Raw genomic sequence first — 25,888 nt, forward strand, 5'->3', positions numbered from 1 at the left:
ACACAATAATAAACAATATAGTTAGGTATAGACTGCGCTGGACCTAACATTATAAAAAGAGATTCCTGCCTTTTGCAGGAAGTTGAGATGGAAAAATTTACAACATTAAACTCAAGAGCAATTCCGTTACAAATAGAAAACGTAGATACAGATCAAATTATTCCTGCTCGTTTTTTAAAAGCGACCGACAAAAAAGGATTTGGCGATAATGTTTTTAGAGATTGGAGATACCATAAAGACGGATCTGTAAATACAGAATTTGCACTCAATAACCCTAATTATTCTGGCACTATACTTGTTGCTGGAGATAATTTTGGTTGTGGCTCTAGTAGAGAACACGCCGCATGGGCTTTAACAGGTTACGGATTTAAGGTGGTTGTTTCTAGTTTTTTTGCAGATATATTTAAAGGTAACGCACTAAATAACGGCTTATTACCTGTACAAGTTTCGACAGATTTTTTAAAAGAACTATTAAATACTATTGAAAATTATCCAGAAACAAAAATAACTGTTAATTTAGAAGCGCAAACCATTTCTGTAGATAACACCAATCTATCTGAAACTTTTGAAATTGATGCTTACAAAAAAACGTGCATGATAAATGGTTATGATGATATTGACTATTTACTAAGCAAAAAAGCAACAATTGAAGCTTTTGAAAACGCAAATGGCTAGTACACGCGTTAGCGATTGAACGGTTTGTTTGAGCTCCTCAAAGAGAGCGAGTAGTGAAAGCGCGACCTTTAGGTAACGCTAAAAAAATAAATAAAAATAAGATTTCCGTTTTCACGGAAACGAAAAAAACTTTTTTCGATGAAATTAAATATAGCAGTTTTACCAGGAGATGGTATTGGCCCAGAAGTGACAAAGCAGGCAATAAAGGCTTTACAAGCAATTGCTTTAGAATTTGATCATTCGTTTTCTTTTACGCATGCTCCTGTTGGCGCCATTGCAATTGATGAAACAGGAAACCCGTTACCTGAAAAAACATTAGACGTTTGCGAAGCTACAGACGCTATTTTGTTTGGCGCTATTGGCGACCCAAAATACGACAACAATCCAGATGCAAAGATACGTCCTGAACAAGGGTTATTACGTTTACGTAAATCTTTAGGTCTTTTTGCAAATATTAGACCTGTAAAGGCTTATGATACCTTAATTGAAAAATCACCTTTAAAAAAGAATATTATTCAAGGTACAGATATTAGTATTTACAGAGAATTAACTGGAGGTATTTATTTTGGCGAAAAATTTTTAAGCGAAGATGGAGACACTGCTTCTGACTTATGTTTATACACAAAAAAAGAAATTGAACGTATTGCGCATTTAGCTTTTAAAGCTGCTCAAACCAGAAAAAACAAAGTAACACTAGTAGATAAAGCTAATGTTTTAGAAAGTTCCAGGCTTTGGCGTAAAGTAGTTACTGAAATTGCAAAAGACTATCCTGAAGTTGCATTAGACTTTTTATTTGTAGATAATGCTGCCATGCAAATGATTTTAAACCCAAATCAATTTGATGTTATTTTAACAGAAAATATGTTTGGAGACATTATTAGTGATGAAGCTAGTGTAATTGGTGGCTCTATTGGCTTATTAGCTTCGGCCTCTGTGGGAGACAAGTACGCTATGTTTGAACCAATTCATGGCTCATATCCGCAAGCTACAGGAAAAGGTATTGCTAACCCAATTGCTTCTATTTTATCTGCAGCCATGCTACTTGACCATTTTGACTTAACAGAAGAAGCTACTGTTATACGTAAAGCTGTAGAAAAATCTTTACTACTAAACATTACAACTCCAGACTTAAATACAGAACATACTGTTTCTACATCTAAGGTTGGTGATTTTATAGCAGATTACATTTCTAACCCTAATGACTCTAACCTTAATTTTTCTAACATACACTTAGGACAATCTACAATAATATAACTATATGGCAACACAACCAAAACTCACAAGATTTAATCAAAACGTACTATCAAAATACCAGATATACAATAGTATATTCATGACTTTACCTTTTGATTCTATTACAAAAACAGGAGTTTTATTGCCTTTGTTTCATGAAACATGCAAAAATGGTTTTGCAAACGGTGACGACCCTACAACTATAGTAAATACTTTTTTTAAAAAGTACCAAGCCAGACGCTCTAAAGAAAGCCAGATCGATTTGCTGTTTCGTTTTATTCAATACATAGAAAGACAAGTGGTTTTGTTTGATGCTATTGAAGATGCAGCTTTTCCTGTAGTAAATAACATGGATGGTATTGGTACTTTAAGAAGTTTAAAAGAAACCGCTTCTGCCGAAGACAAAATAGAAACGCTTCAAAAATACCTTGAAGAGTTTAAGGTTAGAATTGTTTTAACAGCACACCCAACACAATTTTATCCTGGCTCTGTTTTAGGAATTATTACCGATTTAACAGAAGCCGTTAAAGAAAACGACCTACTTCGTATTAATGATTTATTAGCACAATTAGGAAAAACTCCTTTCTTTAAACACAAAAAACCTACTCCTTATGATGAAGCTGTAAGTTTAATTTGGTATTTAGAAAACGTATTTTACAAATCTTTTGGAAGTATTTACGACTATATTCAACAAAATATATTTGAAGGCAAACAAATAGATAACGATATAATAAATATTGGTTTTTGGCCTGGAGGAGACAGAGACGGAAACCCATTTGTAACACCAGAAATAACTCTTAATGTTGCCAAAAGACTACAAGACACTGTAATAAAAAACTATTATAGAGACACTAGAAAACTAAGACGAAAACTAACTTTTCAAGGAGTAGAAGAAAAAATTGTTTTTTTAGAAACAGAGCTATATAAAATAATCACCAATAAAAGCTCTAGTTTAACTGTAGCTAGTTTTACTGCAGAATTAAAAGAAATAAAACAGCTTATTATAGATAAGCACCAATCTCTTTATGTTGATGAAGTAAACAGCTTGATCAATAAAGTACACTTATTCGGATTTCATTTTGCTAATTTAGACATTAGACAAGACAGCAGAAAGCATGACCAATTTTTTAATGATATGGTGAATGCTTTAATAGAAAACGGAAGCGATATTTTTCCGAAAAACTATCATGATCTATCTGAAAAAGAACAAATACAAATTTTATCTAAAGTAAAAGGAAACATCGATCTTTCTTTAATAAAAGACGAAGAAACCCTTAAAGCTTTAAATACCATGAAAGCCATTAAAACCATTCAAGAATCTAATGGAGAAAAGGCAGCAAACCGATATATAATAAGTAACAACCAAACTACATTAAATGTCATGCAACTGTTTGCTATGTTAAAATTAGTTGCTTTTCAAGACAAACTAACCGTAGATATAGGTCCGCTTTTTGAAACCATTACCGATTTAGAAAATGCTCCTGCAGTTATGGAAGCCTTATATACAAACCCAGAATATGCTACGCATTTAAAAGCTAGAGGTAACAAACAAACGATCATGCTAGGTTTTAGTGATGGAACAAAAGATGGTGGTTACTTAATGGCTAATTGGGCAATTTACAAGGCCAAAGAAAACCTAACAGCTATTTCAAGAAAATATGATGTTACTGCCATTTTCTTTGATGGTCGTGGTGGACCACCTGCACGTGGTGGAGGAAAAACACACAACTTCTATGCTTCTTTAGGACCAACTATTGAAGACAAAGAAGTACAGCTTACCATACAAGGGCAAACTATTAGTTCTAATTTTGGAACCTTAGAGTCTTCGCAATACAACCTAGAACAACTTATCTCCTCTGGAATACAAAATAGTTTCACTGAAAAGGATTTAAGCATGATTCCTTCCAATAGAGAAGTAATGAATGATATTGCCAACCTAAGTTATGATGCTTATGTAAAATTTAAGGCACACCCTAAATTTATTTCGTATTTAGAGCACATGAGTACCTTAAAATATTACGCAAAAACAAACATAGGTAGTCGTCCATCAAAAAGAGGAAAAGCAGAAGGATTAGTATTTGAAGATTTAAGAGCCATACCATTTGTAGGCTCATGGAGTCAATTAAAACAAAATGTTCCAGGATTTTTTGGTGTTGGTACTGCTTTAAAAAAATATGAAGATGCAGGTGAGTTTGACAAAGCGCAACATTTATTTAAAACATCAGATTTCTTTAAAACATTAATAGAAAACAGTATGATGTCTTTATCAAAATCCTTTTTTGATTTAACAAAATACATGTCTGAAGACCCTGAGTATGGAGCGTTCTGGAAAGTGATATACGACGAGTATGAAACCACAAAACGCCTTATACTTAAACTAACTGGATATAAAGAATTGATGCAAGAAGAACCAGCAGGTAAAGCATCTATTGCAGTTAGAGAATCAATTGTACTACCATTACTTACCATACAACAGTTTGCTTTAAAGAAAATTCAAGAATTAGATAAAGCAGAGGTTAAAGATGAAGAGCAAATAAAAATCTTTGAAAAAATAGTAACACGTTCTTTATTTGGTAACATAAACGCAAGCCGTAATTCTGCCTAGCCTAATATTTTATTGTTAGTCATTAATTAAAAAACCTCGAAACATTACATTTCGAGGTTTTTACAAACAAACAATTAAACTAACTAATTAATGTTCCTTTTAACTAATAACTGGACAGACACATCCAAAAATCAAGAACATTAAAATTTTTTATTTCTTCTTAATCATAATTTTTTTATTTTTTTTATCTCAATATATTAGAACCTTTCTCACCAGTTCTAATTCTATAAACTTCATCAATTGACGAAACAATTAATATACCATCACCAATCTTTCCTGATGAAGCAGATTCTAAGATTGCCTTAATGGTAACTTCTTCAAAATCATCATTTACTATGATAGATAAAAAACATCTTTCAATATCACTTATAGTTACGGTTCCATTACTTAAAACATCATTATCAACTTTTTCAACACCTACTCCAGAAACATCCCAATAAGAAAAGAAATTAACCCCTACTTCATGTAGTGCTTTTTTAACCATTGAAAATTTAGATTTTCTTATAATTGTTTCTACTTTTTTCATTGCATTTTTTTTAATTGAATAGAAAAGAATAATAGCCCTAAAATAGCTCTAGGACTATTATAACCCAACAAACAATATTTTAACCTCTTTGTCTTTTTCCTGGGTAAGCAATCTCACCGTGTTCAGATAAATCAAGACCAATCAACTCTTCTTCTTCCGTAACACGAAGCCCCATTGTAGTTTTCAATATTTTTAATATAATGTAAGACAATACAATTGACCAAACAGCATAAGCTAGAACACCTATTGCTTGCGTACCTAATTGACTAAAGCCTCCACCATTAAATAAACCAATTCCTGTATCACCATCTATTCCCCAAAGGCCTATCACTAAAGTTCCCCAAGCACCAGCTACACCATGTACAGAAGCTGCACCAATAGCATCATCAATCTTAAGTTTTTTCTCAATAATTTCTATAGAAAACACCACAATAATACCTCCAATTAATCCTACAAAAACAGCTCCTATTGCAGACATGTTTCCGCAACCAGCAGTGATACTAACTAACCCTGCTAATGCACCATTTAAAGTTTGTGGCAAATTTGGTTTACCATACCAGATCCAGGTAGTAACCAATGCTCCTAAACCACCAGCAGCTGCAGCTAAGTTTGTTATTAAAACTACTGTTGAAGCAGCAATAGAATCTGCACCACCCCAAGCAAGTTGTGATCCTCCATTAAAACCAAACCATCCTAACCATAGAATAAAAACTCCTAAAGTTGCAAGAATTTGATTGTGTCCTGGAATTGCATTTACTTTACCATCTACAAATTTTCCTATTCTAGGTCCTACCATAAAAGCAGCTACAAGCGCAGCCCAACCACCAACAGAATGCACGATAGAAGAACCTGCAAAATCAATAAATCCTAGATCGGTTAACCAACCAGAACCTTGCCATTGCCATCCACCAGCTATTGGGTAAATTAAGGCAGTCATTAATATAGAGAATATAGCATAAGTAGAATATTTAGTTCTTCCTGCAATAGCACCAGAAACTATAGTTGCAGCTGTAGCAGCAAACATAGTTTGAAAGAATAAATCAGCTCCTTCTCCTTGCATTAAACCGCTCCAGAAAAACCATCCATTAGAAGTATCTCCATACATTAATGAGTAACCCACTAACCAATAGGTAAGAGAACCAACACAGATATCCAGTAAATTTTTCATTGCAATATTTGCAGCATTTTTAGAACGTGTCATTCCTGTTTCTACTAATGTAAAACCTGCTTGCATAAAGAATACTAAAATTCCTGAAATTAACATCCATAGCATTCCCATATCTGCATTAACAGCAGACACAGCTTCTTCAATATCTTTTGTAGTAGCTGCAGCAACTTCTTGTACAGCTATTAAATTTGGTAAAATCGTTAAAAAATTTTCCATAATAATTATTTGTGATTATTTAATTGTTAGTTATTATTTACTTAAAACTGATAGATTGCAGCTATTGTAAAAGCCGCCAAGCTTTTAGTACTTTCTAAGTCACTGTCTAAATAAACTTCTTCTGAATTACTATCTAAACGTAATTCTGGTTTTATGGTTAAGCTTTCATATGTGTAACTTCCTGTTAAAGTAACAGCCATAACATCTAAATCATCAACTGCAGTATCTGCATCACTTAACCAGTCAAAATACTCACCTCTTAAACCAATAGAAAAACTATCTGTAGCAGCAAACTGCGGATAAATAGCAGCTCCCATAAAACCTTCTCCATCATTATCTGCATAGGCTGCGTTTAAACCTAAGAAAAAAGAATCTGAGATATCAAATCCACCTGTATAATCTATTTCAAATCCTAAAACCTCTTTATCATCATAGTAGAAATTTAAAAATTGTCCAGAATACCCTAATTGAGCACCTAAAGCATAACCACCTATATAATTATTATTTACATCTGTTGGGTTCATCACTGCTACCATTAAACTAAAATCATCAGACAAAGCAAAATCTGCTTTTAAACCAACATGAGAAAATGGTCCACTAGAAAACAAATACGAAGTACTGTAGTTAAAATTTCCTGTTGGAGAAATTACCTCATATCCTAAATAAGTATTAAAACGCCCCAAAGTTAACGTTGTACTTTCAGTAACATTCCAATAAGCGTATAATTGATTTATATTATAACCACCAATAGCAGCATCTCCTCTAGGCCCAAAAACTAAATCAGCAACTACTCCTGTTTTTTCACCTTCATATTTTGCAATAATATTAGCCATACCTAAAGCAAAACCTGTTTCATCGGCAAACGAAGTTCCAAAAGATTGAAACGCATCTCCATCATCTCCAAAAATAGCCTTATCACTAGATGTTAAATTTGTTTGATAATACGCATCTACACTACCTTCAAAAGAAAACTTTTTCTCTTTTGTTTCTGTTTCTGTAACTTCTTGTGCAGAAATGAATGATGTGGTTAGCACCATAGCAGACAATAAAAATCTTTTCATAAATTTATAAATTTAGTTGTTAATAGAAACCCAAATCTATACTAAAAAGATATTAACCCCTAAATATTAGGGGGTGAAAACATTATTTTTATGATTATTTTATTTTAACCCCTGTTTTTTATGGGGTATAATAAATATTTTGTTGTTTTATTAAAATATTCACATTTAACAAATATCCATATTAACATAAATAAACACCTTTCAATAAGAAAAATGCAACTATTTAGTATTTACGAAAACGTTTTCGCAATAATACCTTATTTTAATTAAATATTATTCATTATCTATTTGTTAGTTTTTAATCGATTTTTTGCTTATTTTTCATTTAGTTCTAAGTATACTATCGATATGTGAAAAGTGTTTCTCCTTTTTTTTAATTAATATTTTAGCATGTATCTTAGACAATATATTAAGGTTATTAAACCTATAAATTTCTCATATTATGCTAAAGGAACAAGGACTTTATTTACCAGAATTTGAACACGATAATTGTGGCGCTGGATTTATATGTAGTTTAACAGGAAAAAGATCAAATGACATCATACATAAAGCACTAGAAATACTAGTTAAACTAGAGCATCGTGGAGCCGTAAGCTCTGATGGTGTAACAGGTGATGGAGCAGGTATTTTAATAGATATACCTCATAAATTTTTTAAGATATTTTGTGAGTTTGAATTACCTGAAGCTGGAGAATATGCTGTTAGTAACGTTTTTCTACCAAGAAAAGAAAATCAACGCCAATATTGTATTGCTGTTTTTGAAAAAGAAATACAAAACCAAGGACTGCAGTTAATTGGTTGGAGAGACGTTCCTGTAAATAGTGACGTTTTAGGAAAAGTAGCCAAAACAACAGAGCCTTTTGTAAAACAAGTTTTTATAGGTAAAGCAGACAATAAATTAACAGATAGAGAATTTAATTTAAAATTATTTGCTGCCAGAAAAATTGCAGAACACACGATATATGACTCTAAATTATCTGAAGCAAAATTCTTTTACCTACCAAGCCTTTCTACCAAAATAATCATTTTTAAAGGCCTATTAATGCCTGAACATATAAATGAGTATTATCTAGATTTATTTAACTCTGCTTTAGACACACGATTAGCCTTGGTGCACCAACGTTTTTCAACAAACACATTCCCAACATGGGATTTAGCACAACCATTTAGATACATCTGTCATAATGGAGAAATAAACACCGTAAGAGGTAACATATCTCGCATGTTTTCACGTGAAGAAATCATGCAAAGCCCTTTATTTGGTGATGATATAAAAAAAATAATCCCTACTATTTTAAGAGGGAAATCAGATTCTGCAACATTAGATATGGTTGTTGAATTACTATTAATGACAGGTCGCTCGCTTCCTGAAGCTATGATGATGCTAGTTCCAGAAGCTTGGGAAAAAAACCCAAATATGTCTGATGCTAAAAAAGCATTTTACGAATACAATTCATGCTTAATGGAACCTTGGGATGGTCCTGCATCTATACCTTTTACCGATGGTAATTTTATTGGAGCTGTTTTAGACAGAAACGGCTTACGTCCTTCACGTTACACCGTTACCAAACTAGGTAATGTCATCATGTCTTCAGAAACTGGTGTTGTGGATATTAAACCTGAAAACGTGGAGTATCACGGAAGATTAGAACCAGGAAAAATGTTTTTAGTTAACATGAGCGAAGGAAGAATTGTTAACGATGAAGAAATAAAAGAAGAAATTGCCTCAAAATACCCTTACAGAAAATGGCTAGACGAAAACTTAGTGCATTTAAGAGACATTTCAGCAAAAAAAGGACCTATAAAGTATGACGAAATTGACCTTAAAAAACGTGAAGTTGTTTTTGGTTATACGCAAGAAGATTTCAATACTATAATTGGTCCAATGGCACAATTAGGAAAGGAACCTATTGGATCTATGGGAAGCGATACACCTATTGCTATTTTATCAGAAAGACCACAACTAATCTACAACTACTTTAAACAACTATTTGCACAAGTTACCAATCCGCCTTTAGATGGAATTCGCGAAGAGCTAATCACAGATATTAGCCTAACCCTAGGTAGCGATGTAAACCTATTTGATATTAATCCAGAGCATTGTAAAAAACTAAAAATTCAGAATCCTGTTATCTCAAAACACGATTTAGATAAAATAAGAAATTACGATACCAATCCTGATTTTAAAGTAGAATCTATTTCAATGCTTTACGAAGTAAATCGCGGGTTAAACGAGCTTGAAGTCGCTCTTGAAAACCTAGTAACTAAAGCCTCTAAGGCAATAGATAATGGTGCAAATATTATCATTTTATCCGATAGATTTGTAGATGAGAATCACGCACCAATTCCTGCACTTTTGGCTTGTTCTTATGTTAATCACGCGCTACACAAACTAGGAAAGCGATCTAAAATCAGCCTAATTATAGAATCTGCAGAACCGCGTGAAGTACATCACTTTGCATTATTATTTGGTTACGGAGCAAGTGCTGTAAACCCTTATATTGTTAACGAGATTGTTCAAAAACAAATCAACAATAAAGATGTCACCGATTTAGAATATTTAACTGCTATAAAAAACTACAACAAAGCAATAGGAAAAGGGATTCTAAAAGTGATGAACAAAATAGGAATCTCTACACTAAACTCCTATCGTGGTTCGCAATTATTTGAATGTATAGGAATAAAAACAGCTACTGTAGAAAAATATTTCCCTAACACTCCAACACGTATTCAAGGTATTGGCCTAAGAGAAATTGAACAAGAAATTGTAAAAAGACACAAGAAGGCATTTCATAAAAACATAGAACCTAATATTGAAATTGGTGGTGATTACAGATGGAGACGCGGCCAAGAAAAACACATGTTTAATCCGCTAACCGTTGCCAAACTTCAAGAATCGGTAAGAACCAATAAAGCTTCTACTTTCAAGGAATATTCAGATTTAGTAAACAACCAATCTAAAAACCTAATGACTATTAGAGGTTTGTTTGAATTTGACCAATTTGACCCAATTCCCTTAGAAGAAGTAGAACCTTGGACAGAAATTGTAAAGCGCTTTAAAACAGGAGCCATGTCTTACGGATCTATTAGTAAGGAAGCTCATGAAAACCTAGCAGTTGCCATGAACAGAATTGGAGGAAGATCTAATTCTGGCGAAGGAGGTGAAGACCAAGAGCGTTTTTACAAAAGCTCTCAAGGAGACTGGAAAAATTCGGCCATAAAACAAGTGGCTTCTGGTAGATTTGGTGTTACATCTAACTACTTAACAAGCGCAAATGAAATACAAATAAAAATTGCACAAGGCGCAAAACCTGGTGAAGGCGGACAATTACCTGGCCCAAAAGTAAATCGTGAGATTGCTAAAACTAGAAACTCAACACCTTATGTTGGATTAATTTCTCCACCACCACATCACGATATTTATTCTATCGAAGATTTATCGCAATTAATTTACGATGTAAAATCAGCAAACAGAGAAGCAAGAATTAATGTGAAATTAGTTTCAGAAGTTGGCGTTGGTACTGTAGCTGCTGGTGTAGCAAAAGCCAAAGCAGATGTAGTATTAGTCTCTGGTTTTGATGGAGGAACAGGAGCCTCACCACTAACATCCTTACGTCATGCAGGACTTCCATGGGAATTAGGTATTGCTGAAGCACAGCAAACCTTAGTAATGAATGACCTTAGAAACCGAATCGTTCTAGAATGTGACGGACAATTAAAAACAGGTCGCGATGTTGCTATAGCTTGTTTATTAGGTGCAGAAGAGTTTGGTTTTGCAACAGCTCCTTTAGTCGCTTCAGGCTGCATTATGATGCGCGTTTGCCATCTAAACACATGTCCTGTAGGTATAGCAACCCAAAACCCAGAACTTCGAAAAAAGTTTAAAGGAAAACCAGAACACGTAGTAAACTACATGTATTTTGTAGCACAAGAATTACGCGAGATTATGGCAAAACTAGGCTTTAGAACCATAAATGAAATGGTAGGACAATCACAAAAACTAAACAGAAACAAAGCTATTGATCATTATAAGTCTTCGGGAATCGACCTAACCCCTATTCTACATAAAGTAGAAGTTGCAGAAGATGTAAAACTATACAACACAGGAAAACAAGATCATAATTTAGAAACACATTTAGATTTCAAAATTATCAAACAAGCACACCAAGCTTTATTTAGAAGACAAAAAACAAATTTAGAATTACCAATCACAAATATTGATCGTGCAGTTGGTGCTATTGTAAGTAATGAAATTTCTAAAATTTATGGCGCAGACGGTTTACCAGAAGACACCATAGACATTGATTTTCATGGTTCTGCAGGACAAAGCTTTGGCGCATTTGCAACCAAAGGTTTAAAATTTACCGTTCATGGTAACACTAATGATTACTTAGGCAAAGGACTATCTGGAGCAAAACTAATTATTAAAGTACCTGAAAAATGCACCATCGTTCCTGAAGACAATATCATTACAGGAAACGTTACTTTATACGGAGCAACTTCTGGAGAAGTGTATATTAATGGAAAAGCAGGAGAACGTTTTTGCGTTAGAAATTCTGGTGCCAAAGCCGTTGTTGAAGGAATTGGAGATCATGGTTGTGAGTATATGACTGGTGGTATTGCTGTTATTCTTGGAGCTGTAGGTAGAAACTTTGGAGCTGGAATGAGTGGAGGAATTGCTTATGTTTTAGATCAAGACAATACTTTTAAACAAAATAGCAATTCAGACGATTTAAATATAGACCCAATAGAAAGCGAAACAGATCAACTACAACTAAAAGAATTAATTAAAAATCATTTTGAAGCAACCGGAAGTACATTAGCAGAACGAATTCTCAAAGACTGGAACAAATATCTTCCAATGTTTAAAAAAGTACTACCAGAAGAATACAGACAAGCTTTAATAAGATTAGAACAAGAACAATTAGAATTAGCGTAATTATGGGAAAGATAACAGGATTTTTAGAATTTAAGCGTGAAAACGAAAGTTATATAGCGCCAGAAAAACGCATAGAGAATTATAAAGAATTTACGGTTCCCTTAAAAGAAGACCACCTAAAAAATCAAGGTGCACGTTGCATGGATTGTGGTATTCCATTCTGCCATAGTGGTTGTCCACTTGGTAATTTAATTCCAGATTTTAATGATAAAGTATACAAAGGCAAATGGAAAGAAGCTGCAGAAATACTACATAAAACCAATAACTTCCCTGAGTTTACAGGAAGACTATGCCCTGCTCCTTGCGAAGAAGCTTGTGTTTTAGGCATAAATGAAGATCCTGTAACTATTGAAAATATTGAAAAAAACATTGTAGAAACTGCCTTTAAAGAAGGCTGGATAAAAGCAAATCCACCAAAAGTAAGAACCCAAAAAACCGTTGCTGTTATTGGCTCTGGACCTGCTGGTTTAGCAGCTGCCCAACAATTAAATCGTGCAGGACATACCGTTACCGTATTTGAACGCGATGCAAAAGTTGGAGGGTTATTACGATACGGAATTCCAGATTTTAAAATGGAAAAACACGTGATCGATAGACGTATTGCTGTTTTAAAAGAGGAAGGAATCACCTTTAAAACCAATGCACATGTTGGAGTAAATATAGATGCCAATAAACTTAAAGACGACTTTGACGCTGTAGTTTTATGTGGTGGAGCAACCGTTAGAAGACACATACCTATTCCGGGAGCAGATTTAAAAGGAGTTACGCAAGCAATGGATTTTTTAAAGCTAAACAACCAATACGTTGATGGTTTAATAGACTTTAATGAGGTAATTTCTGCAAAAGGAAAAGACGTTATTGTTATTGGTGGTGGTGACACAGGAAGCGACTGTATTGGTACTTCAAATCGTCATGGAGCAAGCTCTGTTACTAACTTTGAAATTTTAAGCAAACCTTCTGTAGGAAGACCTGCAAACCAACCTTGGCCTTACTGGCCAATGAAACTAAAAACAACCTCATCACACCAAGAAGGTGTAGAGCGCTTTTTTAGTATTTCTACCAAAGAGTTTTTAGGAGATAATAAAGGAAACTTAACCGGTTTAAAAACCGTAGAAGTAGAATGGATTTTCACTCCTGGCGAAAGACCTCAACTAAAAGAAATTGAAGGTACAGAAAAAGAATGGAAATGCAATTTAGCGCTACTAGCACTTGGTTTTACAGGAGCTGAAAAAACCTTAGCCGAGCAATTTGGTTTAAACATGGATTTTAGAACCAATATTGAAGCATCCACTAAAGATTACAAAACAAACATTCCAGGCGTATTTGCCGCTGGAGATATGCGTCGCGGTCAATCTTTAATTGTTTGGGCAATCTCTGAAGGTAGACAAGCCGCCTACCATGTAGACAAATATTTAATGGGAGAATCTTATTTACCCCTAAAGGACGATAGTGATTTACCAAGAGTGTAATAAACTTGAGAACAAAACAGGATTTTAAAAAAAAAGCACCTTATATAAAAAGGTGCTTTTTTATATCTAGTACTTTTTTTAACTACTAATGTCTACTTTTCAATACACTCTCTATATCTTCTAAGGTAAACCCTTTGGCTTTTAAAAGCAGCAAATAGTGATACATTAAATCTGCAGCTTCGTTTTTAAATAAATCTGCATCATCATCTTTAGCTTCAATAACAAGCTCTACAGCTTCTTCTCCAACCTTTTGCGCTACCTTATTAATACCTCTTTTATACAGTTCATTTGTATAAGAATTAGGATCATCATTATCAATTCTATCACTTATTGTTTGTTGCAATTCATACAAAAAACCTTTTGCTGTTTCCTCATTAAAACAAGTAGTACTTCCTGTATGGCAAGTAGGACCTTTAGGGTCTGCCTTTATTAAAATTGTATCGTTATCGCAATCTACCTTAATATCTTTAACTAATAAAAAATTTCCCGATTCTTCCCCTTTAGTCCATAATCTATTTTTACTTCTACTAAAAAAAGTAACTTTATTTTCTTCTTTTGTTTTATTAAAAGCTTCTGCATTCATATACCCCAACATTAAAACCTGTAAGGTATTATTGTTTTGAATAATAACAGGAACTAGTCCATCTCCTTTTGAAAAATCTATGTCCATCGTATTGCTATGTTTTCTTTTATTAAATAGTTTTTTAATTCTGGAATTGGTATTTCACCATAGTGAAAAATACTTGCAGCCAACCCTGCACTTGCATGTGTAGTTTCAAACAAAGTTTTAAAATGTTCTTTCGTTCCTGCGCCACCAGAAGCGATTACAGGAATATTAATAGCCTTACTAACTTCTTCTGTGATATCTAAAGCAAAACCAGCTTTGGTTCCATCATTATTCATAGAAGTTAGTAATATTTCGCCAGCACCCAAAGCTTCTACTTGCTTTACCCAATCCATGGTTTTTAATGGTGTAGCGGTTCTTCCTCCATGTACAAAAACCATCCATTCACCATCTACAAATTTGGTATCAATAGCAACCACACAGCATTGGCTACCAAATTGATTTGCAATTTGTGTAATGAGTTCTGGGTTTTTCACTGCCGAAGAATTTACACTTACCTTATCTGCACCAGCTTTTATTACACTAGACACATCTTCAATGGTATTAATACCACCTCCAACCGTAAAGGGAATGTTGATTTCTTCGGCAATATGCGTAACTAACTCTACTAAGGTTTTTCGTTTTTCAACCGTTGCTGTAATATCTAAAAACACCAACTCATCTGCACCATGTGCAACATATTGTTTAGCGAGTTCAATAGGATCTCCCGCGTCTCTAATACCAACAAAATTGATACCTTTTACAGTCCTTCCGTCTTTTATATCTAGACAGGGAATAATTCTTTTTTTTAGCATAATTTTTGTAATTCTTTTAAGCTAATATTTCCTTCGTAAATTGCTTTTCCAAGTATAGCGCCTTCACAACCTAATGCTTTTACTAGCTCTAAATCTTTGATTGTTGCTACGCCTCCACTTGCTATTAGTTTTACCTTTGATTTTGAAAGAATTTCTTTATACAATTCATTGGAAGTCCCTTGAAGCATACCATCTTTTGCAATATCGGTACAAATTACATAATCAATCCCTTTAGATTCGTAATCTTTTATAAAATCTACCACATCTAATTCTGAAGCTTCCAACCAACCATTTGTGGCTATTTTTCGATTATTACAATCTGCGCCCAATATAATTTTTTCTGCACCATATTTTTCTAGCCATTTTAAAAACACTTCCGGATTATTAGCAGCTATACTACCTCCTGTTATTTGTTGTGCGCCAGACTCAAAAGCAATTCTTAAATCGTCATCTGATTTTAATCCGCCTCCAAAATCAACTTTTAAATTGGTTTTAGACGCAATGCTTTCTAATATTTTATGGTTGACAATATGCTTAGACTTTGCGCCATCTAAATCTACTAAATGTAAATATTGAATGCCGTTTGCTTCAAATTCCTTTGCGACTTCTAGAGGATTCTCGTTATATATCTTTTTGGTATCATAATCGCCTTTTGTGAGTCTTACACATTTTCCGTCGATGATATCTATTGCTGGTATGATTCTCATTTTATTCCTGCGAAAGTAGGATTCTCATCCTTGCTTTCTTGTTTAATATTTATATTTTTTACACCCCTCAAGTCCCCTCAAAGGGACAATCTAATTAAGAAGCATTAGCGCGTAATTCTGAAATACTTTTACATTTTTATTTCTTTTGATAGTATCTATTCCAATTCCAAAAAATTCTTTAATAATTGCGCACCAACATCAGCAGATTTTTCTGGGTGAAATTGTGTGGCGTAAAAATTATCGTGTTGCATTGCTGTGGCAAAAGGTAAAATATAATTGCATGTAGCTATACTTTGCGCATTATCTTCGGCATAATAACTATGTACGTAATACATATCTTTATCTGCATCAATATTATTAAATAAATCGCCTGTAACTTCTGCGAAATTATTCCAACCAATATGCGGCACCTTTTCTTTTGGCGGAAACTTTTTTACTTGTGTATTAAAAATTCCAAGACATTTGGTATCCCCTTCTTCAGAATAGTTACACATTAACTGTAAGCCTAAACAAATGCCAAGCATTGGTTTTTTAACCGATAAAAGGACCTCATCTAATCCTTTTTCTCTTAGGTATTGCATAGCAGAACTAGCTTCACCAACACCCGGAAAAATAACCTTACTTGCATTTAATATCTCGGTTTTATCATCTGTAATAATGCTATCGTAACCCAAACGATTTAGTGCATTTTGCACAGAACGAATATTACCTGCATTGTATTTAATAATTGCAATCATGTTTGTTGAATTTTTAAAACACCTCTAAAGTCCCCTCAAGGGAACAATCCTAGTATTTCACTTTATTTTCTTTTTCAAATTCTAGTTCATTTTCTAAAGACTTCCTTTAGTACTTGGAATAGAAAAATTATTGGTTTTAGAAACGGCCATTTTAATCGCTTTTGCAAAAGCTTTAAAAATAGATTCTATTTTGTGGTGTTCATTTTCTCCTTCCGATTTAATATTTAAATTACATTTGGCTGCATCGCTAAACGATTTAAAGAAATGCATAAACATTTCGGTTGGCATTTCACCAATCATTTCACGTTTAAATTCGGTTTCCCAAACCAACCAAGGTCTTCCTCCAAAATCAATTGCTACTTGTGTTAAGCAGTCGTCCATTGGTAATAAAAAACCATAACGCTCTATGGCCTTTTTACTTCCTAAGGCTTTGATAAAGGTTTCCCCTAAGGTAATGGCAACATCTTCAATGGTATGGTGTTCGTCAATTTCTAAATCGCCATCTACCTGCACATTTAAATCGATGTTTCCGTGTTTAGAAATTTGCTCTAGCATGTGATCAAAGAACCCTAATCCTGTAGAAATACTGCTTTTACCAGAACCGTCTAAATTGATTTCAACCTCAATATTGGTTTCATTAGTTTTTCTAACAACGGTTGCTTTTCGCGGAATTGCCTTTAGGTAATTATAAATCTCTTCCCAGGATTTCGTGGTTAACGTTGCATAATCATTTGCTTCATTAGAAATAAAAATGCCTTTACTTCCTAAGTTTTTAGCCAGCTCTATATCTGTAGCTCGGTCACCAAGTACATATGAATTTTCTAGGTCATAGTTACCATGAATGTATTTACCCAACAAACCGGTTCTAGGTTTTCTGGTTGGTGCATTATCTTCAGGAAAACTTTTATCAATTAAAATTTCAGAAAATACTACTCCTTCATTTTTAAAGGCTTCAACAATTTTGTTTTGGGCAGGCCAAAAGGTGTCTTCAGGAAAGGAATCGGTTCCTAAACCATCTTGATTGGTAACCATTACCAACTCATAATCTAGTTCTCGTGCAATTCTGGATAACCATTGAAAAACACCTGGATAAAATTCTAGTTTTTCTAAGCTGTCTAATTGGTAATCAATTGGTGGTTCAATCACCAAAGTGCCATCTCTGTCTATAAATAGTACTTTTTTCATTTAACTTTAGTTAAATGTCCTGAATTTATTTCAGGACCTTATTAATTTATTTTTTATGTTTCTAAAAGTGGATTCGTTTTTTTAATATCATTCCACTTCCATGCTTTATGCCTATTTTTCAATTGGTTTCTCTTCAAAACCTTCCGTATAACCTATGTACAAAACGGCTTTATTCTTGTTCGTTAAAACACTACAGTAGTAAAATTTTGATTACATAATTACTATATATTCAAAAGTTCCTAAAACATGTTCAGGATTTCGATATTGCCAAAAGTGCTTTTATCAATATCTCATTCTCCGCTGGCGTCCCAACCGTAATTCGAATACTATTTTTTACTAAGCTATTTCTATTTCTAGTGATTACTTTTTGTGCTACTAACTCCTCATACAAACCATTGGCATCTTCTACTTCTATCAACCAAAAATTAGCATCTGATGGGTATATTTTTTTTACAATATCAAGACCTTTTAGTGCTGATTTCAATTTTGTTTTCTGCTCTAAAATAACTTTTTTATTAGCCTCAAAAGTCTTTGTGTCTTTTAATGCCTCAACTGCAGCCTTTTGATTGAGTTTACTCACATTATAAGGCATTTTAACATTATTTAATAATTGAATAATGTCTTGGCTAGCAAAAGCAATTCCTATTCTAGCAGCAGCTAAAGACCAAGCCTTACTTAGGGTCTGCATAACGATTAGGTTTGGATAGTTTTCTAGATATTTTGCAAAAGAATCCGTAGAACTAAAATCTATATATGCCTCATCAATAACTACAATACCATTGAAATTGTTTAAGATAAACGCTACATCTTCTTCTTGAAAACAATTCCCTGTTGGGTTGTTTGGCGAACAAATAAAAATAAGTTTTACATTTTCAGCACTTAAATACGGTTTTAAAGCTTCTGTATTTATTTGAAAATCGTCATGCAAGGGAAGTTTTATCAATTCTACATCATTAATATCTGCAGCCACTTGATACATACCAAAGGTTGGGGTAAACGTTAGTGTTTTATCTTTTCCTGGATTACAAAAAACACGATATAATAAATCAATAATTTCATCGCTTCCGTTTCCTGTGAAAATATTTTCTACTGGAATATTATTATTGGTAGACAATACCGTTTTCAGTTCTTTATGATAGGAATCTGGATAGCGATTTAATGTACCAAAAGGGTTTTCATTAGCATCTAAAAAAACACCTTCACTGCCTTTAAATTCATCTCTAGCACTTGAATACGGTTTCAATGCTAGGATATTTGGTCTTACTAAGGTTTTTAAATTAAACATATTTTTACTTTTTCCTACAAGGTTTCAAAAACCTTAAAGGTATTAAACTGTGCTTTTACTGATGCCTGCTAGATTTCTGAAACCTTGCAGACTTATTTTAAGCACTGAAACTAGTTCAGTACTGGTAACTATAAGTTTTTTAACCGTATAGTTACGGCGTTTTTGTGTGCGTCTAATCCTTCAGCTGCTGCCATTAATTCAATAGCAGGACCAATAGTTTGAATACCTTCTTGACTTACATTTTGAAAGGTTATTTTCTTTACAAAACTATCTAAGGATACACCACTATAATTTCTAGCATACCCATTTGTTGGTAAGGTATGATTGGTTCCGCTAGCGTAATCACCAGCGCTTTCGCAACTATATTTCCCTAGAAACACAGAGCCTGCGTTTGTAATTTGTGTTATATAATTAGTAGCATTATCCGTTGCAAAAATCAAATGCTCAGGTGCATACAAATTGCTAAAAGCAACACATTCTTCTATAGAATTTAAAAGAATAGAACGGCTAATTTGTAAAGCTTTTGTTGCAATTTCTTTTCGTGGTAATTTTTCTAACTGCCTGTTTACTGCTTCTGTAGTTTTGGCAATCATTGCTTCATTATCAGATAGTAAAATGACTTGGCTATCTGGACCATGTTCTGCTTGCGACAGCAAATCTGCAGCTACAAATTCTGGATTACTAGTTTCATCTGCAATTACTAAAACTTCACTTGGGCCAGCAGGCATATCAATAGCAATACCTTGTTGCTGAATTAACTCTTTCGCTTTGGTTACGTATTGATTTCCTGGACCAAATATTTTATATACTTGCGGAACTGTTTGTGTTCCGTAAGCCATAGCTGCTACTGCTTGTGCGCCACCAACTTTAACTATTTTAGTAATACCTACCAAGTTTGCTGTGTATAATATTGCAGGATGCACTTTTCCTTCTTTATTTGGTGGTGTACACAAAACAATCTCTTTACAACCAGCTAATTTTGCAGGAACACCAAGCATTAAAATGGTAGAAAATAAAGGCGCAGATCCTCCTGGAATATACAAACCAACCTTATCTATAGCTACCGATTTTCGCCAACATTTTACCCCTTTGGTGGTTTCTATAATTTGCTCTTTTTCTTTTTGAGCTGCGTGAAATGTTTCAATGTTTTGCTTTGCTAATTGAATGGCGCTTTTTAATTCTTCACTTATTAAACCGGTGGCTTCCTCAATTTCTGAAGCTTCTACTTGCAAGTTTTTTAAAGTCACCTTATCAAACTTTTTTGCATAAGCCAATAAGGCTTTATCTTTATTTGTTTTAACCTCTTGTAAAACATCTAAAACAAGAGCATCTAAAGATTGTTGGTCTAAAATTGGACGCTGTATTAAAGCATTCCAAGCTTCTTTATTTGGATAACGAAATGCTTTCATTATAATACCATTTTATCAATTGGAACGACTAAAATACCTTCTGCTCCAGCATTTTTTAAGGCATCAATATTATTCCAGAATTTATCTTCATCTATTACAGAGTGTAGGGAGCTCCAGCCTTCTTGGGCCAACGGAAGAATGGTTGGACTTTTTAACACTGGAAGAATTGCCGCTACCTCATCAATTTTATCATTTGGTACATTCATTAACACATATCGTGTATTTTTTGCACGTAGCACTGCTTGAATTCTAAATATTAATTTAGTTAAAATGGCTTCTTTTTCAGCATCTAGATTAATATTTTTTGCTAAAACAGCTTCCGATTTTAAAATAACTTGCGTTTCTCTTAATCCGTTTTTAAACAAGGTACTTCCTGAACTCACAATATCACAAACACCATCTGCCAACCCTATATTTGGAGCTATTTCAACAGAACCAGAAATAACATGAATATCTGCTTCTATATTATTTTCTTTTAAATAAGCATTAAGTGTGTTTGGGTAGGATGTTGCTATTTTTTTATCCTTAAAATAAGAAACTTCATTAGATTCAATTCTTTTAGGCACTGCTAAAGAAACTCTACATTTTGCGAAGCCTAATTTTTCTACTATTTCAGATTCTTTTTGTTTTTCGATTAAGATGTTTTCTCCAATAATAGCAATATCTACCACTCCATCTTCTATGTACTGCGGAATATCGGAATTACGCAAATACAAAACCTCTATAGGAAAGTTTCTGGCAGCAACTTTTAATTGGTCTTTACCATTATCAATTTTTATTCCACAATCTTTTAAAAGTTTTAAAGAATCTTCGTTTAATCTTCCGCTTTTTTGAATGGCAATTTTTAGTGTACTCATTTTAATTTTTGTTGAAGTCTGAAAAAACCAAAAGAGTAGAAAATAAAAAAACCCATCTGATTAATTCAGACGGGTTTTTGAAATATTTTTGAAATTACATATATCAATTCCTGTTCGCCTGAATGCAAATATGAAAATGATGATGATGTAATTGAATAAATGTCATTTGTATCTTATTGATACGCCAAAGGTAACAATAATTTCTAATTGTGACAATTTTTCAAAATCATTTTCAAATTATTTTATTTTTCTAAAGGAAACTTGCTTTTAATTTCCTCTAAACACAAATTACCAATACTACCAACATGTGTATGTTTTTTAGAAGTATCTGGTTTATAGGTTCCGTTTTCTACTTCACCACCAATTTTTTGATACGCTTCTCTAAACGGCATACCTTGTACCACTAAAGTATTTATATTATCTACAGTAAAAAGATACTGATATTTTGCATCATTTAGGTCGATTTCTTTTACAATTACTTGCTGTATTGCGTAATTAAAAATATCTAAAAGGTCTTTTACATCTTCTATAGCAGCGATTATATTTTCTTTTAACAACTGAAAATCTCTATGATAACCACTTGGTAAGTTATTAGTAATTAACACCGTTTCGGTATGTAAGGCTTGAATTTTATTTGCTTTCCCTCTAATTAGCTCGAACACATCGGGATTCTTTTTGTGTGGCATGATACTACTTCCTGTAGTCAACTCATCAGGAAAGGCGATAAAGCCAAAATTCTGACTATTATACACACAAATATCCATAGCAAAACGCGCTAAGGTATTACACAGACTTCCTAATGCTAAGGCAATGGTACGTTCGCTTTTTCCTCTACTCATTTGCGCAGCAACTACATTATATTTTAAGGTAGAAAAACCTAATTCTTGAGTTGTTAATTGTCTGTCAATAGGAAACGAACTTCCGTAACCTGCTGCAGAACCTAAAGGGTTTTGATCTACGGTTTTTAAGGCTGCATTTAATAAATACACATCATCGATTAAAACTTCTGCATAGGCAGAAAACCACAAACCAAAGGAAGAAGGCATAGCAACTTGCAAATGTGTGTAACCAGGCAGCAAAGCATCTTTATGGGTTTCTGCTAAACCTAAAAGCGTATTAAAAAAGACCTTAGTCTTATCATTAATCAACCCAAGATTGTCTTTATAATACAACTGAAGCGCAACTAAAACCTGATCGTTTCTAGAACGTGCGGTGTGAATTTTTTTTCCTACATCACCTAAGGTTTTTGTGAGTTCAAATTCAATTTTAGAATGCACATCTTCAAAAGAATCTTCAATAACAAAGGTGTCATTTTCAATAGTTTCTTCAATCGTCTGCAAACCACTTTTAAGTTGTTGCAATTCTTCCGAAGAAATAATACCTATAGACTCTAACATGATTGCATGTGCCAATGATGCTTGCACATCATATTTAGCAATATACAAGTCTATTTCTCTATCGTTTCCAACAGTAAACTGTTCTATTTTTTTATCGATACTTGTTCCCTTATCCCAGAGTTTCATAATTTTTAGTTTTTTGATATTCCTGCCAAAGCAAGAATCTATTTTTCAACATTATTCCCTTTAACGGATTCCTGCTTTCGCAGGAATGACAGCAGGATTAAAGTACTTTTTCTAATAATTCTATATATATTTTAATGCCTTCTTTTATTTCATTCACATAAATAAATTCATCTGCAGAATGCGATCGTGTACTATCTCCAGGTCCTAATTTTAAAGAAGGACAACTTAAGACTGCTTGATCTGATAATGTTGGCGAACCATAGGTGCTTCTGCCTATTTCTACTCCTGCAATTACCAAAGGATGATCAATAGGAATAGACGATGAATTTAGTTTTATACTTCGTGGCATAATACTGTCACAAGGTGCTTCTTTTTGTAAAATATCTACAATCTCCTGGTTAGAATATTTATCATTCACACGAACATCTACTACCAATTTCACGTCTGCAGGCACTGCATTATGCTGCTTTCCTGCATTAATTTGTGTGATTGTCATTTTTACTTCACCTAAGGCTTCTGATCTTTTATTAAAAGTATAATTTTTAAACCACTCTAAAACCGGAATGGTATTATAAATAGCATTGTTATTATTTGGATGTGCTGCGTGACTTGGTGTTCCTTTTACCACTGCATCTAAAACCACTAAACCTTTTTCAGCAACTGCCAATTGCATTAAGGTTGGCTCACCAACTATGGCTACATCTACTTTTGGAATAACAGTTAACATGCTATTTAAGCCATCTGGACCACTACTCTCTTCTTCTGCAGAAGCGACAATTACCAAATTAAAATTAAGATTTTCTCTGTTATAAAAATACGCAAAAGTTGCCAATAAACTTACTAGACAACCTCCAGCGTCATTACTACCCAAACCATATAATTTTCCGTCTTCTACAATGGCTTTAAAAGGGTTTTTAGTATAACCATTATTAGGTTTAACGGTATCGTGATGCGAGTTTAACAACAACGTTGGTTTACTCTCATCAAAATGTTTATTGGTTGCCCAAACGTTATTTTTTGTTCTTTTAAATGGAATATCCTGCTTGTTAAACCATTGCTCAATATGTTTTGCTGTTTGGTCTTCATCAGAAGAAAACGACTCTGTTTCTATGAGCGTTTTTAACAGCTGTATAGCTCCTGTTGTTAGTTTTTCTATCATTTTGTAATGGTTGTGTGTTTATTATTGGCATTAAAAAGCATATCTGATGTACCAATACAAACTTTTTGTACTTTATTATTTATAGCATAAAAACAGTTGTTTAGTTTAGGCAACATACCTTCATAAATAATTCCGTTTTCAATTAATAGCGGATAGCTTTTTGAGTTTATATTTTCGATAACAGAATCGTCATTATTTACATCTTTTAAAACCCCATTTTTTTCGAAACAATAATATAACTCGCTGTTATAAACAGAAGCAAAACTTATTGCTATTTCGGAAGCAACAGTGTCTGCATTGGTATTTAACAACTGTCCCTTTTTATCATGTGTGATAGCACAAAAAACAGGTGTTATATTATTATTTAAAAGTATTTCTAGCGTTTCTGTATTCACCTTTTTTACATCTCCTACAAATCCATAGTTGATTGTTTTAACAGGTCTTTTATTAGATACAATTGTGTTACCATCTGCGCCAGAAAACCCAATTGCATTGCAATTGTTAGCTTGTAATTGCGCTACTATATTTTTATTGATTTTTCCTGCATACACCATGGTAATAATAGCTAAAGTATCTGCATCTGTAACCCTTCTGCCATCAACCATTTTAACTTCTACTTGCATTTTTTTCGCTAACTTTGTTGCTAACTTCCCTCCTCCATGTACTAAAATTTTAGGTCCCTGGATAGTTGCAAATGCTTGTAAAAATTGTTGTAATGCGACATCATCATCAATGATATTCCCACCAATTTTTATAACTTTTAGTGTTTTCATTTTAAATGATTTTCTAATATCTGTTGCAACACTATTTGCGCCGCAAATGTTCTATTATTTGCTTGTTTTATTACCACTGAATTCTCGCTATCTAAAACAGCATCTTCAACAACCACGTTTCGTCTAACTGGTAAACAATGCATAAATTTTGCACTACCCAATTTAGCTTTGGTCATCATCCAGTTTTGATCTTGATTTAGCACTTTACCGTAATCTTTATAACTACTCCAGTTTTTTACATATACAAAATCGGCATTCTTCAAGGCCTCTTCTTGGTTATGGTTTATGCTAGTATTTTTCGTGATTGCTTTACTTAACTCATAACCTTTAGGATGTGTTATAGTTAAATCAACATCCATATTTTGCATGATTTCTACAAATGAGTTTGCAACTGCCTGAGGCAATGCTTTTGGATGAGGAGCCCAAGACAACACTACTTTTGGCTTTGGTTTTTCGGATAACTCTGTAATAGTAATTGCGTCTGTTAAAGCTTGTAAAGGATGTGCAGTTGCACTTTCCATATTCACAATTGGCACTGTTGCATATTTAATAAAACTTTGCAAAACAAATTCACTTTCGTCTTTTTGCTTATCTGTTAAACTCGGAAATGCTCTTACAGCAATTACATCTGCATACTGCGAAATAACTTGTGCTGCTTCTTTAATGTGTTCTGAAGCATTTGCATTCATAATGGTTCCATCTTCAAATTCTAAATTCCACGCGTCATTTACATTTAAAACCATAACATTCATTCCTAAGTTTTTTGCAGCTTTTTCCGTACTTAAACGAGTACGTAAACTAGCATTAAAAAACAGCATTACTAAGGTTTTATTTTTCCCTAAGTCTTGCAATGCAAAAGGGTCCATTTTTAGTAAAATAGCTTCTCTTATAGTTTCTTGAAGATTAGAAATATCTTTTATGTTGGTATATTTTTTCATGTTA

Annotated in this window: 20 protein-coding genes; 5 read left to right on the plus strand and 15 right to left on the minus strand. The window is 33.5% G+C overall.

Going from position 1 to position 25,888, the window contains the following annotated elements:
* The first annotated feature begins 87 nt into the window (after positions 1–87).
* The 3 genes from leuD to KO494_RS10390 all read left to right on the plus strand — a co-directional run bounded on the left by leuD (position 88) and on the right by KO494_RS10390 (position 4,513).
* On the plus strand, positions 88–675 hold the full coding sequence (gene leuD, locus KO494_RS10380) for a 3-isopropylmalate dehydratase small subunit (RefSeq protein WP_215967532.1): 588 nt from the start codon (positions 88–90) through the stop codon (positions 673–675).
* 138 nt (positions 676–813) lie between these two features.
* Positions 814–1,929, plus strand: a complete 1,116-nt coding sequence (leuB, locus tag KO494_RS10385) for a 3-isopropylmalate dehydrogenase (RefSeq protein WP_215967533.1) — start codon at positions 814–816, stop codon at positions 1,927–1,929.
* A gap of 4 nt (positions 1,930–1,933) precedes the next feature.
* Positions 1,934–4,513 (plus strand): phosphoenolpyruvate carboxylase, encoded by a 2,580-nt coding sequence (locus tag KO494_RS10390; protein ID WP_215967534.1) that lies wholly within the window; start codon positions 1,934–1,936, stop codon positions 4,511–4,513.
* Positions 4,514–4,697: 184 nt separating this feature from the next.
* On the opposite strand, the gene KO494_RS10395 is transcribed toward KO494_RS10390, so the two are convergent.
* The 3 genes from KO494_RS10395 to KO494_RS10405 form a co-directional block, all read right to left on the minus strand.
* A complete protein-coding gene (locus KO494_RS10395) occupies positions 4,698–5,039 on the minus strand; it encodes a P-II family nitrogen regulator (protein WP_215967535.1) in 342 nt (113 codons plus the stop codon).
* Between the two features lie 79 nt (positions 5,040–5,118).
* Positions 5,119–6,423, minus strand: coding sequence for an ammonium transporter (locus KO494_RS10400; protein ID WP_215967536.1), 1,305 nt, complete (start codon positions 6,421–6,423; stop codon positions 5,119–5,121).
* Positions 6,424–6,464: 41 nt separating this feature from the next.
* On the minus strand, positions 6,465–7,484 hold the full coding sequence (locus KO494_RS10405) for an outer membrane beta-barrel protein (RefSeq protein ID WP_215967537.1): 1,020 nt from the start codon (positions 7,482–7,484) through the stop codon (positions 6,465–6,467).
* A 442-nt stretch (positions 7,485–7,926) separates the two neighbouring features.
* Here KO494_RS10405 and gltB point away from each other — a divergent pair, with 442 nt between their 5' ends.
* Positions 7,927–12,423 (plus strand): glutamate synthase large subunit, encoded by a 4,497-nt coding sequence (gene gltB / locus KO494_RS10410; RefSeq protein ID WP_215967538.1) that lies wholly within the window; start codon positions 7,927–7,929, stop codon positions 12,421–12,423.
* A gap of 2 nt (positions 12,424–12,425) precedes the next feature.
* The gene (locus KO494_RS10415) at positions 12,426–13,892 is read left to right on the plus strand and encodes a glutamate synthase subunit beta (RefSeq protein ID WP_215967539.1); all 1,467 of its coding nucleotides are present in this window, start codon (positions 12,426–12,428) and stop codon (positions 13,890–13,892) included.
* An 85-nt stretch (positions 13,893–13,977) separates the two neighbouring features.
* Here KO494_RS10415 and hisIE read toward each other — a convergent pair whose 3' ends face one another.
* The 12 genes from hisIE to KO494_RS10475 all read right to left on the minus strand — a co-directional run bounded on the left by hisIE (position 13,978) and on the right by KO494_RS10475 (position 25,884).
* Positions 13,978–14,562 carry a bifunctional phosphoribosyl-AMP cyclohydrolase/phosphoribosyl-ATP diphosphatase HisIE gene (gene hisIE, locus KO494_RS10420; RefSeq protein WP_215967540.1) on the minus strand — a complete coding sequence of 195 codons (585 nt, stop codon included), beginning with the start codon at positions 14,560–14,562 and terminating at the stop codon, positions 13,978–13,980.
* A complete protein-coding gene (gene hisF, locus KO494_RS10425; protein WP_215967541.1) occupies positions 14,553–15,311 on the minus strand; it encodes an imidazole glycerol phosphate synthase subunit HisF in 759 nt (252 codons plus the stop codon). The genes hisIE and hisF overlap by 10 nt, the downstream gene beginning before the upstream one ends.
* Complete coding sequence (hisA, locus tag KO494_RS10430) at positions 15,305–16,018, minus strand: 1-(5-phosphoribosyl)-5-[(5-phosphoribosylamino)methylideneamino]imidazole-4-carboxamide isomerase (RefSeq protein ID WP_215967542.1); 714 nt, start codon at positions 16,016–16,018, stop codon at positions 15,305–15,307. Before hisA ends, hisF begins: the two co-directional genes overlap by 7 nt.
* Before the next feature lie 155 nt (positions 16,019–16,173).
* Entirely contained in the window at positions 16,174–16,755 is a 582-nt protein-coding gene (gene hisH, locus KO494_RS10435; protein WP_215967543.1) for an imidazole glycerol phosphate synthase subunit HisH, read from the minus strand.
* 93 nt (positions 16,756–16,848) lie between these two features.
* On the minus strand, positions 16,849–17,940 hold the full coding sequence (hisB, locus tag KO494_RS10440; protein WP_215967544.1) for a bifunctional histidinol-phosphatase/imidazoleglycerol-phosphate dehydratase HisB: 1,092 nt from the start codon (positions 17,938–17,940) through the stop codon (positions 16,849–16,851).
* A 250-nt stretch (positions 17,941–18,190) separates the two neighbouring features.
* Positions 18,191–19,225: a histidinol-phosphate transaminase gene (gene hisC, locus KO494_RS10445; protein ID WP_215967545.1), complete on the minus strand. Its 1,035-nt coding sequence runs from the start codon at positions 19,223–19,225 to the stop codon at positions 18,191–18,193.
* Between the two features lie 128 nt (positions 19,226–19,353).
* The gene (gene hisD / locus KO494_RS10450) at positions 19,354–20,634 is read right to left on the minus strand and encodes a histidinol dehydrogenase (RefSeq protein WP_215967546.1); all 1,281 of its coding nucleotides are present in this window, start codon (positions 20,632–20,634) and stop codon (positions 19,354–19,356) included.
* A complete protein-coding gene (hisG, locus tag KO494_RS10455) occupies positions 20,634–21,491 on the minus strand; it encodes an ATP phosphoribosyltransferase (protein WP_215967547.1) in 858 nt (285 codons plus the stop codon). Before hisG ends, hisD begins: the two co-directional genes overlap by 1 nt.
* A gap of 242 nt (positions 21,492–21,733) precedes the next feature.
* Positions 21,734–23,014: an argininosuccinate lyase gene (gene argH / locus KO494_RS10460; RefSeq protein ID WP_215967548.1), complete on the minus strand. Its 1,281-nt coding sequence runs from the start codon at positions 23,012–23,014 to the stop codon at positions 21,734–21,736.
* Between the two features lie 97 nt (positions 23,015–23,111).
* Complete coding sequence (locus KO494_RS10465) at positions 23,112–24,173, minus strand: M20 family metallo-hydrolase (RefSeq protein ID WP_215967549.1); 1,062 nt, start codon at positions 24,171–24,173, stop codon at positions 23,112–23,114.
* Complete coding sequence (gene argB, locus KO494_RS10470; protein ID WP_215967550.1) at positions 24,170–24,946, minus strand: acetylglutamate kinase; 777 nt, start codon at positions 24,944–24,946, stop codon at positions 24,170–24,172. Before argB ends, KO494_RS10465 begins: the two co-directional genes overlap by 4 nt.
* Positions 24,943–25,884, minus strand: a complete 942-nt coding sequence (locus KO494_RS10475; protein WP_215967551.1) for an N-acetylornithine carbamoyltransferase — start codon at positions 25,882–25,884, stop codon at positions 24,943–24,945. The genes argB and KO494_RS10475 overlap by 4 nt, the downstream gene beginning before the upstream one ends.
* Positions 25,885–25,888 lie beyond the last annotated feature (4 nt).

The organism is Lacinutrix sp. C3R15 (assembly GCF_018860825.1).
Taxonomy (GTDB): Bacteria; Bacteroidota; Bacteroidia; order Flavobacteriales; family Flavobacteriaceae; genus Oceanihabitans.